At 53.3% G+C, this 12,248-nt stretch carries 12 protein-coding genes; all 12 read right to left on the reverse strand.

What is annotated here, in order from left to right; genetic code table 11:
* Positions 1-91 precede the first annotated feature (91 nt).
* The 12 genes from B5E77_RS03370 to purB all read right to left on the reverse strand — a co-directional run bounded on the left by B5E77_RS03370 (position 92) and on the right by purB (position 12,183).
* Complete coding sequence (locus B5E77_RS03370; protein ID WP_087163984.1) at positions 92-1,120, reverse strand: C40 family peptidase; 1,029 nt, start codon at positions 1,118-1,120, stop codon at positions 92-94.
* A gap of 337 nt (positions 1,121-1,457) precedes the next feature.
* Positions 1,458-1,949 carry a restriction endonuclease gene (locus tag B5E77_RS03375; protein WP_087163985.1) on the reverse strand — a complete coding sequence of 164 codons (492 nt, stop codon included), beginning with the start codon at positions 1,947-1,949 and terminating at the stop codon, positions 1,458-1,460.
* Complete coding sequence (locus tag B5E77_RS03380; protein ID WP_087163986.1) at positions 1,946-2,854, reverse strand: bifunctional riboflavin kinase/FAD synthetase; 909 nt, start codon at positions 2,852-2,854, stop codon at positions 1,946-1,948. Before B5E77_RS03380 ends, B5E77_RS03375 begins: the two co-directional genes overlap by 4 nt.
* A 10-nt stretch (positions 2,855-2,864) precedes the next feature.
* The gene (gene truB, locus B5E77_RS03385; RefSeq protein WP_087163987.1) at positions 2,865-3,782 is read right to left on the reverse strand and encodes a tRNA pseudouridine(55) synthase TruB; all 918 of its coding nucleotides are present in this window, start codon (positions 3,780-3,782) and stop codon (positions 2,865-2,867) included.
* 6 nt (positions 3,783-3,788) lie between these two features.
* Positions 3,789-4,754: a DHH family phosphoesterase gene (locus tag B5E77_RS03390; protein WP_087163988.1), complete on the reverse strand. Its 966-nt coding sequence runs from the start codon at positions 4,752-4,754 to the stop codon at positions 3,789-3,791.
* The gene (gene rbfA / locus B5E77_RS03395; RefSeq protein ID WP_087163989.1) at positions 4,735-5,130 is read right to left on the reverse strand and encodes a 30S ribosome-binding factor RbfA; all 396 of its coding nucleotides are present in this window, start codon (positions 5,128-5,130) and stop codon (positions 4,735-4,737) included. Before rbfA ends, B5E77_RS03390 begins: the two co-directional genes overlap by 20 nt.
* Before the next feature lie 3 nt (positions 5,131-5,133).
* Positions 5,134-8,148 carry a translation initiation factor IF-2 gene (infB, locus tag B5E77_RS03400; protein ID WP_087163990.1) on the reverse strand — a complete coding sequence of 1,005 codons (3,015 nt, stop codon included), beginning with the start codon at positions 8,146-8,148 and terminating at the stop codon, positions 5,134-5,136.
* 5 nt (positions 8,149-8,153) lie between these two features.
* On the reverse strand, positions 8,154-8,477 hold the full coding sequence (locus tag B5E77_RS03405; protein WP_442911325.1) for a L7Ae/L30e/S12e/Gadd45 family ribosomal protein: 324 nt from the start codon (positions 8,475-8,477) through the stop codon (positions 8,154-8,156).
* Positions 8,458-8,712 carry an RNase P modulator RnpM gene (rnpM, locus tag B5E77_RS03410; RefSeq protein WP_204248010.1) on the reverse strand — a complete coding sequence of 85 codons (255 nt, stop codon included), beginning with the start codon at positions 8,710-8,712 and terminating at the stop codon, positions 8,458-8,460. The genes B5E77_RS03405 and rnpM overlap by 20 nt, the downstream gene beginning before the upstream one ends.
* Positions 8,713-8,796: 84 nt before the next feature.
* On the reverse strand, positions 8,797-10,044 hold the full coding sequence (gene nusA / locus B5E77_RS03415) for a transcription termination factor NusA (RefSeq protein WP_087163992.1): 1,248 nt from the start codon (positions 10,042-10,044) through the stop codon (positions 8,797-8,799).
* 94 nt (positions 10,045-10,138) lie between these two features.
* Positions 10,139-10,609 carry a ribosome maturation factor RimP gene (gene rimP / locus B5E77_RS03420; protein WP_087163993.1) on the reverse strand — a complete coding sequence of 157 codons (471 nt, stop codon included), beginning with the start codon at positions 10,607-10,609 and terminating at the stop codon, positions 10,139-10,141.
* Between the two features lie 140 nt (positions 10,610-10,749).
* Entirely contained in the window at positions 10,750-12,183 is a 1,434-nt protein-coding gene (gene purB / locus B5E77_RS03425) for an adenylosuccinate lyase (protein ID WP_087163994.1), read from the reverse strand.
* Positions 12,184-12,248 lie beyond the last annotated feature (65 nt).

Here is a 12,248-nt window from a genome sequence, read left to right on the forward strand (position 1 = left end):
ACCAGATTTTCTGAAAACTTCAAGGTTTTATATATATAAAAAGGCCCTGGCAGAATCTCGTTTTCTCTCCTGCCAGAGCCCTTGCCTGTCCTTAATCGTTGATAATCCGCGCTGCGCTTACCGGACTTCTGTAATACATATTCGAAATGATAATGCCTGTCCGGGAATTGCTGGCATGCACCACCTGGCCATTTCCAATATACATCGCCACATGGTTGATGCTCCTGCCGCTTCCATAAAAAATCAGATCTCCAGGCTGTACCTCGCTGACACTGATCTTCGTTCCGCAGTTGGCCTGCGCCTTGGAGGAATGCGGAAGGGAAATGCCATAATTGCGGTAAACCGCCAGTGTAAAGCCTGAGCAGTCCGCTCCATTTGTCAGGCTTGTTCCTCCCCACACGTAACGGTTGCCTACATACTGCTTCGCAAACTCACAAATTTCAATGCGGATATCCGTGACGCCTTCCCCATAGAGGGCTTCCGTAATCGTAAGGGCTGTATCCAGCTCATCCGTCACTTCCACATACTCAGCAGCCACGTAGCCTTCTTCGCCGTCAATATCCACCTTAATCCAGTCGCCCATATCCTCAATCACCGTCAGCTCCTCGCCGCTTGGAACCATGGTCCAGAAATCAGCCTCGGTGCTGGGCTCCATGCGCACATACAGAGCATCTGTCGTAACCTTTGCGACCGTCTGCCCCAGCTGGAACGCCAAATCAATCGCTTCCTGGCCTGTATAAAGGTACTCAGACTTTACATAGCCCTCTACCTCGCCGGATTGAATATGCGCCCACTCGCCTTCATATCCAAGGACCTCACAGGCAGCGTTCTTGCGGAGCTTTCCTACCAGTGAGCTTCCCTCGTCAGCCGCCTCCCGGATATTCAGATTATCTTCTACATTTGCAATTCCTATATTTACATAGCCCTCCAGAGGAGTACCTGTCCATACCACCTCTGCCGTAGCCTGAGTCTCTTCCTCGGTATTCGTCGCCTGATCAAAGGTAGAAGCAATTCCCACATTCAGCTCCTCGCTAAGCTGAGCCGCCTGCGCGTTCATTCCTACCATCGCCATGAAAATGGCTCCTAATACAACTCCTGCCGCTTTGTACCGTTTATACATGAAAACCTCCATATACTATCAAAGGAGCCAGTTTCCCGGACTTTTCTGTATCTGAACTTCTGCTTTGTCCCTTTGGTATATTTATTACAACTTTGTTAAGATTCTATTACACTTTAAAACAACTTTCAGAAATTGTCAAGTACAAAAACCTGTACAATATTGGAAACAGCCAAGCCATGCGAAAGACCAGCCGAAACCATCCCGTGGGAGCTTGCTCACTAAGGGATGATTTCGGCTGGTCTTTCATAGGGCGCAGCACTCAAGCCGAAAGGCCTGCTTTTTAGGGCTTCCGGCTGCATGGCTTGGCTTTCCCCCGAACGCTCTGCAGGAGCACTGCTCACTTCCGGGTTCTGCGCACCAGCTTCAAAAGCTCTTCCCGATCCCAGAGCTCTACGCCAATCTCATCGCCGAGCTCCAGCGCGGAAGGAGAAAAAAAGCTGTTCGTCAGCACTACCGGCACGTCGCAGCCGTAAAATTCCGCGCCCGCGTAGGCCTCCTGAACAGCCTTGTTTGGAATTTTTCCTGTGTAATGCTTGCATTGAACCGCATAGGAGACACCGTCGCGCTGGGCCAGGATATCCACGCCCTGATCGCCGCTTCCTTTCGTCACCTCCACATGAGTATATCCGTCCCGAATCAGAAGCTTCGCAATATATTCTTCAAATTCCCAGCCATCCATGTCGTCGAACTCCGCCCGGCGCATCCTTCTTCTTTCGCGCCTCCACCTGTGAAACCAGCGGACAAAGCGGAACAGCATCTTAAAGGGCCAGAAGATCAGGCGCAGCGCAAACAGGATCGGGGCCGCAACGAGATAATAAAAAGCTCTCATGCTCCTTCCGCCCCTCCAAAGTATGTCCGTCCCCAGAAGACATCCTGTTCAATCCTTTTTTTCAGCTCGTCCAGGGACGCAAATTTTCTCTCTGCCCTTTCATATCCATAAAAACGCACGGTAAGGATCTCACCGTACAAATCCCGGTCCAGATCGAAGAGATAGGTTTCTACTCCCTTTCTGGTCTCGCCGCCTACCGTAGGCTTGTATCCGATGTTCGTGATACCCTCGAAAAGCTCTCCGTCGATAACCGTCCGCGTAGCATAGACACCATTCGGAGGAAGGAGCTTTCTCTCTGACGGAAGAAGATTGGTCGTAGGCATCCCGAGCGTTCTTCCGATCCTGCGCCCATGAAGCACCTCGCCCGTGACAGAGTAAGCGTAGCCCAGAAGCTGGTTCACAAGCTCCATATGCCCCTGCTCCAGCTCCCGGCGGATACGGCTGCTGCTGATCTCTTCTCCCTGATAGCAGGCCTTTTCCACGACCTCCACCTGATAACCGCATTCTGTGCTCAGTCTTTCCAGCAGCCGGTAGTCTCCACGCCGCTGATAACCGAAGCGGAAGTCTGTTCCCACCGCCAGATAGCGTACATGCAGGCGCCGGACCAGAATTTCACGCACGAATTTTTCTGCCTCCATATGGGAAATGCTTTCCACAAACGGACATTCCAGCAGATAATCCACTCCCCGCTTTCCAAGCATCCTCCTGCGTTCCTCCGGAAGCAGGAGCACAGGCCTGTCCCCGAAATCAAACGTAAAAATCAGGGATTTCAGGCCTTCCCTTTTCTTCTGCAGAACACGGTCCACCAGAAGCTGATGGCCCTGATGAAACCCGTCAAATTTTCCAAGGGATATCGCCGTCTCTTCCTGTATCTGAAATTCTGTCGTTCCTTTAATGATTTTCATACTGTATCCTTTAAGACTGTGACGTCAAAAACATTTTTACCGGACGGTAGCTGTCCTTTCTCTGGTCCGCATGCCTCCTGTAAAGCCCCACGAAGCTTCCGTAGGAGTCGTAGACGCGGACTGCTTCCGAAGGCTGCCTGAAATTTCCCTCAGCCTTCCCAATCTCCTTCTCCGAAAACGGATTTCCATTATGAACCAGGCGATCTCCTGCCGCATTCGTCCGGATCTCCGGGTATCCTGAAAACACCTTGTCTACCGGCAGCAGCGCCTCACTGATTCGTCCCTCCCGCATCAGCTCCTCTATCTCTGACAGGCGCCGGCTTTCCCCCACCGTGAACCGGTCTACGCGGGTACGCAAAAGGCTTTTCATGCAGCCGCCGCAGCCAAGCTTCTCTCCGATATCCTGGCAGAGCGTACGGATATAGGTTCCGCTGGTACAGGTCACGGAAAATGAAACCTCCGGAAGTGAGATCCTGTGAATTTCCAGCTCCAGGATCCTCACGCGGCGTGCTTTCCGCTCAACCTCTTTTCCTTCTCTGGCAAGCTCATAGAGCTTCTTCCCACCTACCTTGAGTGCAGAATACATGGGCGGCACCTGATCGTAATCCCCGAGAAAGCTTAAAACTGCCTCCCGGACTGCTTCCTCATCCGCAGTCACCGGCGCCGTGCTTAAAATCCTTCCCGACGTATCCTGCGTATCGGTGGTCTGCCCCAGCAGCAGCACGGCCTCGTAGGTCTTTTCCTTATCGCTTAGCAGGCCGCAGAGCTTTGTCGCGTTTCCCAGGCATACAGGAAGAACTCCCTCCGCATCCGGATCGAGAGTTCCTGTATGGCCTATCTTTTTCTGTTTTAAAATTCCACGCAGCTTTGCCACCACATCATGGGATGTAAAGCCCGCCTCCTTATAAATATTCAGTACGCCGTTCATATCCTTTTACTCTTCTTTGTCTTCCTTCAGCTGCTGCTCGATATGTAGGGTCAGGTTATTGACTACGTCGTACAGGCTTCCATGCATCGTACAGCCTGCGGCCTTCACATGTCCTCCGCCCCCGAAATAGGCGCAGACAGAGCTTACGTCTACGATCCCGTTGGAGCGCAGGCTGGCCTTGTATTCCTGGGTTCCCGTCTCGTAAAGGAAGATAGCAACCTCCACACCGGCCGTCACACGCAGCTGGCTTACGATCCCGTCCAGGTCGGCAGGCCCTACTCCATAAAAGTCCATATCCTTCTGACGAATCCGGCCTACGATAATCTTGCCGTCCAGAAGCAGAATGCTTTCCATCAGCGCACGGCCAAGCACCTGATTCTGCACATAGGTCTTCCGGTAAAAGGTGTCCTCAATGATGCGTGAGAAATCGATCCCCTTCGCCATCAGCTTTCCGGCAATCTGCATCGTTTTCTCCGTCGTATTCGTGTACTGGAAGACGCCGGTATCATGAACGATTCCCATATAGAGGGCCTCTGCGGTCTCCCTGGAAATACGCTCCTCCTCCATCATCTGGTATGCCAGCTCTGATGTAGAGCTTGCCTGGGCATCGATCCAGTTCTCACCTGCAAAGCCCGTGTTTGTAATATGATGGTCGATACAGAGGGTTTTCTCTGCCGTCTCCAGGTATTTTACGGCCTCTCCCAGGCGCTCCTTATCGCTGGCATCCAGGGAAATAAACAGATCGTATTTTTTGTCCTCCACGCAGGAGGTCTTCACCTGATCTGCCCCCTTCAGGAAAAGGAAATTGGGATTCACTGCCTCCAGGTACACATCCACGCTGATCTCAGGAAAGTTTTCCTGAAGATAGCTGTATACAGCCAGACAGGAACCGGTACAGTCCCCGTCTGGCCGGATGTGTCCGGCGACAGCAACGGTTTTCACGTTTTCAAGTTCATTCTTCAGCCTGATCATCCTCATCACCTTCTTCTTCCAAGCTGCTCTTATTGACATCATCAATCAGTTTGGACATATGCACTCCATATTCTATGGACTGATCCATGATAAAACGGATCTCCGGAGTGTTGCGCAGGTTTACAGTCCGTGCCAGGGCCCTGCGGATATAGCCTTCGGCGCTCTGAAGGCCGGCAAGCGTATCCTTCTGGGCCTGTTCATCACCCAGCACGCTGATATAAGCCTTCGCGCTCTTTAAGTCCGGCGCAACCTCCACCTCTACCACCGAGGTCATCGGATGAATCCGCGGATCCTTGATCTCATTCTGAATGATCGCACTGAGCTCTCTGCGGACCTCTCCGTTGATTCTCGTATTTTTAATGCTGTTTTTTCTCATGCTCTATCTGGGCACCTCCACCATGGTATAGGCCTCTACGATATCCAGCTCCTGAATGTCGTTGAATTTCTCAAACACCAGGCCGCACTCGTAGCCTGCCTTTACTTCCTTTACATCGTCCTTGAAACGCTTCAGGGAGGCCAGGCTTCCGTCAAAGATCTGCGTGCCCTCTCTGGTAATGCGGCACTTGCAACCTCTCTGGAATACGCCGTCCAGCACATAGGAGCCGGCGATATTGCCTACGCCGGAGGCCTTGAAGATCTGGCGTATCTCGGCGTGGCCGAGCACCTTTTCCTCGAAAATCGGATCCAGCATGCCCTTCATGGCTGACTCTACGTCGTTGATCGCATCGTAGATGACGCGGTACAGGCGCAGGTCTACCTTTTCGCGCTCTGCCGTCTCCTTCGCTGTCGCGTCAGGCCGTACATTGAAGCCGATAATGATTGCGTTGGACGCCGCCGCCAGGCTTACGTCAGATTCGTTGATCGCGCCCACGCCGCCGTGGATGATCTTCACCACGACCTCCTCATTGGAGAGCTTCAGAAGACTCTGCTTCACTGCCTCCACGGAGCCCTGCACATCGGCCTTTACAATAATATTCAGTTCCTTCAGATTTCCGGACTGGATCTGGGAATACAGATCGTCCAGAGACATCTTCATCTTGGTATCCTCGATCAGCTTCTCGCGGCTCTCCTTCACGAAGGTATCCGCGAACGCTCTCGCTTCCTTCTCATTCTCCGGGGAGATGAAGATCTCACCGGCATTCGGCACATCATTCAGGCCCAGGATCTCTACCGGCTTGGAGGGACCGGCCTCCTTGACGCGCCGTCCGTTGTCGTCCATCATCGCGCGGACCTTGCCGTGGCAGGCGCCTACTGCGATGGGATCTCCCACATGAAGGGTTCCCTTCTGTACCAGGACGGTAGCCACAGGTCCCTTGCCCTTATCAAGCTCCGCCTCAATCACGATTCCTCTCGCGCGGCGGTTCGGATTCGCCTTCAGCTCCAGCACCTCGGCAGTCAGAAGGATCATTTCCAGAAGCTGATCAATTCCCTCATGGGTATGCGCGGATACCGGCACAAAGATCGTGCTTCCGCCCCAGTCCTCGGGAATCAGCTCGTATTCTACCAGCTCCTGCTTTACGCGCTCGATATTTGCGCTGGGCTTATCAATCTTGTTGATTGCGACAATAATCTCGATGCCAGCCGCCTTGGCATGGTTGATCGCCTCTACGGTCTGGGGCATCACGCCATCGTCCGCCGCTACTACCAGGATCGCGATATCCGTGGAATTCGCGCCGCGCATACGCATGGCTGTAAACGCCTCATGGCCCGGTGTATCCAGGAAGGTAATTTTCTGGTCATTAATAGATACCACATAGGCTCCGATATGCTGCGTGATTCCGCCGGCCTCCCGGTCAATGACATGCGTATGGCGGATAGCATCCAGCAGGGAGGTCTTGCCGTGGTCTACGTGGCCCATGACGCAGACTACCGGCGGTCTCGGAACAAGGCTGTCTTCCGGATCTTCCGTATCCTCCAGCATCTTTCCGATCACATCCTCCTTCTCCTCGGGAACCGGATCGAAGTTCATCTCCATAGCCAGCTCACCGGCCGCCTCAAAATCAAGCTCGGAGTTTACCGTCACCATTTTTCCTTCCAGGAAAAGCTTTTTGATGATCACGGAAGGCTGGATCTTCATCTTCTCCGCCAGATCATGGATGCTGATCATCTCCGGAATCTCGATTACCTTCGGCGTATTGTCCTCCTTCTTCGGTGCAGGAGCCTGCTTAGGTGCCGTCTGAGCGCCCTTAGCTCCCTTGCCGCCCTTCTGATTCGGACGATTGCCGCCCTGGTTCGGACGACGGCCGCCCTGACCCGGCTTACCATTCCAGTTGTCGTTGAATTTGCTGTTTTTTTCTTTCCTGCTGTCATCATTGCGGTTCTTGTTCTCTGCTCTGCGGTTTTCTGACTTGCGAAGCTCTACAGGAGCTGCCGGAATATCCATGGAGCGTCTTCCGCCCCGTCCCTGTTCTCTTCCGTCGCGGCTCTGGAAGCCTCCGCGGCCGTCTCTTCCGCCCTGGCCCTCTCTTCTTCCGTCACGGCTGTCTCTTCCCCGGCCTCTGTCATCTCCCTGGCCTCTTCCGTCGCGGCTCTGGAAGCCTCCGCGGCTGTCTCTTCCGCCCTGGCCCTCTCTTCTTCCGTCACGGCCGTCTCTTCCCCGGCCTCTGTCGTCTCCCTGGCCTCTTCCATCGCGGCCCTGGAAGCCTCCGCGGCTGTCTCTTCCACTCTGACCGTCGCGGCCCTGGCTGTCTCTTCCCCGGCCTCTGTCATCTCCCTGGCCTCTTCCGTCACGGCCCTGGGCAGCTCTGGCTCCCGGCGCGCTCTGCGTCTGCGCTGCTGCCGGACGCGCTGTGCTCTGTGCCGGGGCTGCCGCCTTCGCGCTTTCCTCCTGGACAGAGCGGGCCGGCTGCTCCTGCTTTACGCTCTGCGAAGCTGAGGGCTTTGTCTCAGCCGCCGCTGCAGAGGCTGAGCTTCCTGTTCCTGCTCCCGATACAGGCTTTGCTGCTCCTGCTGACGGACGGGACGGGGCAGGCTTTGCCGCTCCTGCGCCGGCTCCTGCCGCCGGGCGGGCGTTCCCTGCTCCTGCCGGACGGGTGCCCGCCTGGGCCGGACGGCCCTGCTGGGAACGGTTTGCCTGTTTTCTGTCTCCTCTGGGATCCTTGATTCCCGTCTGGCTGTTATGGGCGTTGTACACCGCGATAATCTTCTTTTTCTTTGGCGGAGCCGCTGCGGCTCCTTCCGGCTTCTCTGCCGTGCCTTCCGGTCTGGCAGCCGCCTCCTTTGCCTCTGTCTGTTCCTTTTTCGGGGCAAGCGCTTTCTTCACCATAGCCTCCTGTTCCTCTGAAAGTACGCTCATATGGCTTTTCACCTCCACATTTTTCTCTGCCAGAGCCGCTATCACTTCTTTATTTGTTCTGCCAAGTTCCTTGGCAAGCTCATGTATTCTTTTCGACATACTTACTACCTCCCTTTTTCGTTCATCAGGCATTTCTCAATGGCCTTTGCAAATCCTTCGTCCAGTACTGCCAGGGAAGCGCGGAACTCCTTTCCCATGGCGTGACCCAACGTCTCTTTCTCACCAAAGAAGTACAAAGGCACTTCATAGTAAGTACACATATCCCGAAATTTTTTCTTCGTGTTTTCTGACGCGGTCTCCGATACGATGACCAGCATTGCCTTTCCCGCCTTGACTGCATGCTCCACGGCAAATTCCCCGCTTGTAAGCTTTCCGGCCTTCATGGCCAGGCCAATCATCGAATATGTCTTATTTTGTGCCAAGCTCATCCAACTCCCTTTCCAGGCTGTCATATACCTCCGGCGGGATACTCGTCTTCAGGGAACGTTCCAGTCCCCGGTTCTTTCTCGCCTTTAAGAGACACTCCTTTGAGAAGCACAGATAAGCGCCGCGCCCGTTTTTGCGGCCTGTGGCGTCCAGAATGATTTCATCCTCCGGCGTCTTAATCACCCGCAGCATTTCCTTTTTGCTTTTCATCTCCTGGCATCCCACACACTGACGCATCGGTACTTTTCTGGTTGTACTCAATCTCTCACTTCCTGATTCTACTATTTTCTCTCAAAAAATATTCAAAAGAGCTTCCGGATTTTATTCCTCTTCCATATCGTCCGAAGTCTCCTGGTACTCCGCTCCATCCACATCATCCGCATACGCTGCGTCTTCTGCATACTCTGTATCTTCTGCGTATTCTGCGCCGTCCGCGTACTCTGCATAAGCCGCCTCTTCGGCCTGGGACTCCTTATACTCTTCGTAATCGTCGTAGTATTCCTCGTCCTCATCCACATCCAGCCAGCCCTCGATTTCCCTGGCCTGTGTTTCGCTCTTGATGTCGATCTTGAAGCCCGTCAGCCTTGCTGCCAGCCTTGCGTTCTGTCCTTCCTTGCCGATAGCCAGGGACAGCTGGTAATCCGGAACCACAACCTTCGCAGTCTTATCCTCCGGATCCGCCAGAACAGCCACGACCTTTGCGGGGCTTAAGGCATTCTCAATCAGAATCGCAGGGTTCTCATTCCAGTTGATGACGTCGATCTTTTCTCCACGCAGTTCGTTTACAATCGCATTTACCCTGGCTCCGTTCATTCCGACGCAGGCTCCTACCGCGTCTACGTCCGGATCGTTGGACCATACCGCGATCTTTGTTCTGGAGCCGGCCTCGCGGGCAATGCACTTGATCTCCACAGTGCCGTCCCGGACCTCTGTCACCTCAGACTCAAACAGGCGCTTCACAAGCTCCGGATGGGTTCTGGATACCAGGATTCTCGGCCCCTTGGTACCGTCCTTTACCTCCAGAATATAGACCTTGATGCGCTCAGTCGGCTTGAATACCTCTCCCTTGACCATCTCGTTCTCATTCAGGATTGCGTCTACCTTGCCCAGATTAATGCTCACATTGCGGCCCAGATACCTCTGCACCACGCCGGTCACTACATCCTTTTCCTTTGCGTAATATTGGTTGAAGAGAACCTTTCTCTCTTCCTCGCGGATTTTCTGCAGAATTACGTTTTTCGCATTCTGTGTCGCAATACGCCCGAATTCCTTTGACTTGATCTCTACGTTTACAATGTCGCCCAGCTCATATTTGGAGTCGATCTCTCTTGCCTTATCCAGGCTGATCTCCGTCACGTCGTCCTCTACCTTCTCCACAACCGTTTTCTCTGCATATACGGAAAACTGGCAGGTCACGGGATCGATATTTACCTTTACATTGTCCGCCTTTCCGAAATGGTTCTTGCAGGCAGTCAGAAGAGAGTTTTCGATCGCCTCCAGCAGGGTATCCTTGCTGATGTCCTTTTCCTTCTCAATCTGCTCCAGCGCTTCCAGCAGTTCTGTGTTCATCTTTTATTTCCTCCTCGTTTTTCACACGGTTTTCTATCTATTTGCAGGAATCCTGCGCATACAGTCTGATTCCGCTCTGTTTTCTCAATCTAGGCTAGACAAAATCAAAGGCAAGCCGGATCAGTGCAATATTCTCTCTCTCAAACACCTGCTCCTGTCCTTCTTCTGTCTCTATGGTAACCGTATCCTTATCGTACGCTTTCAGAATTCCCCGAAATTCCTTCTCTTTATTCACCATACGGTAGGTACGGATCTCCACCTCTTCGCCAAGGCTTCGTTCAAAATCCCGTTCCTTTTTCAGCGGCCTCCCAAGTCCCGGAGAACTGATTTCCAAAATATAAGAATCTTCTATAAAATCATGCTCATCCAGAAGATCTCCCAGCGCCCGGTTCACAACCTCACAGTCATCCACCGTGATTCCTCCCGGCTTGTCAATATACGCCCTCAGGTACCAGGAACCGCCCTCCTTCACATATTCCACGTCCACCAGTTCAAAATGGTGCTCCTCCAGAATCGGCTCCAGCAGCTTTTCTGTCTTCTGTTCGTATTCCTCTCTTTTTGCCATCGTCTTCCCTTCGTTTCCGAATCATTCCAAAAACAAAGAGTGAACTTTCGTTCACTCTTCGCAGCCACATTATTACATCTTCTACACTATAGCACGTTATTTTCGAAAATGCAAGGGGTTTTCCGTAATAAATACGTTATTTATACGTTAATTTCAGCCTTTTCTCCGAGAACCTCCCGGTATTCCTCCAGAATCGGTTTTACTACCTGGCCCAGGAATGCGTCCACCTGCGCCGGCGCACAGCCCACATAACGGGAGGGCTCCATGGTTTTCTTCAAATCCTCCAGAGAAAGGCCGAAGGCCGGATCTGCCGCAATCAGCTCCAGAAGGTTGTTTTCCCCTCCGTTCTCCTTCACATTGCGTCCCGCTTCCATGGAAAGCTCACGGATACGCTCGTGAAGCTCCTGGCGGTCTCCGCCTGCCTTTACCGCGTCCATCATGATATTCTCCGTCGCCATAAAGGGCAGCTCTGCCATCAGATGCTTTTCAATGACCTTCGGATATACCACAAGACCGTCCACCACGTTCAGGCACAGATCCAGAATGCCGTCGATGGCCAGAAAGCCCTCCGGAATGGAGAGACGCTTATTCGCAGAATCATCCAGCGTCCGCTCAAACCACTGCGTCGCGGAGGTGATGGCCGGATTCAGCGCGTCGGTAATTACATAGCGGGACAGAGAAGCGATGCGCTCGCTGCGCATGGGATTTCTCTTGTAAGCCATGGCTGAGGAACCGATCTGGGATTTCTCGAAGGGCTCCTCCACCTCCTTCAGATGCTGAAGAAGCCGGATATCGTTAGACATCTTATGGGCACTGGCCGCAATGCCCGCCAGCACATTCAGCACACGGGTATCCACCTTCCGGGAATAGGTCTGTCCTGATACCGGATAGCACTTGGAAAAGCCCATCTTCTCCGCTATCAGCGTGTCTACCCTGCCGACCTTTTCCATGTCTCCGTCAAAGAGCTCCAGGAAGCTTGCCTGTGTTCCCGTCGTCCCCTTGGAGCCCAGCAGCTTCATGGAGGAAATCACATGATTTAAATCCTCCAGATCCAGGCAGAATTCCTGCATCCACAGCGTAGCCCTTTTCCCTACTGTCGTAGGCTGAGCCGGCTGGAAATGCGTGAAGGCAAGGGTAGGCTGGCTCTTGTATTTGTCTGCAAAGGACGCAAGCTCATTCAGCACATTGACCAGCTTTCTGCGCACCAGCTTCAGAGCCTCCGTCATGATAATGATATCTGTGTTGTCTCCCACGTAGCAGGAGGTCGCTCCCAGATGGATAATGCCCTTTGCCTTCGGACACTGGCAGCCATAGGCGTAGACATGGGACATCACGTCATGGCGTACTTCCTTCTCACGGGCCTTTGCCACATCATAATTGATATCGTCCTTGTGAGCCTTCAGCTCGTCGATCTGCTCCTGCGTGATCGGCAGGCCCAGCTCCTTTTCCGTCTCAGCCAGGGCAATCCACAGTCTTCTCCAGGTCCGGAACTTTTTGTCCGGGGAAAAGATGTACTGCATCTCTTTGCTGGCATAGCGTTCCGACAAGGGACTTACATATCTGTCTGTACTCATATTATCTCCTTAATGATAGCTTATTATAGCCGGAGCCATGCGCAGGACTTACGTATCCCGTGCAC

It is taken from the genome of Lachnoclostridium sp. An131, assembly GCF_002160825.1.
Lineage (GTDB): Bacteria > Bacillota > Clostridia > Lachnospirales > Lachnospiraceae > Laedolimicola.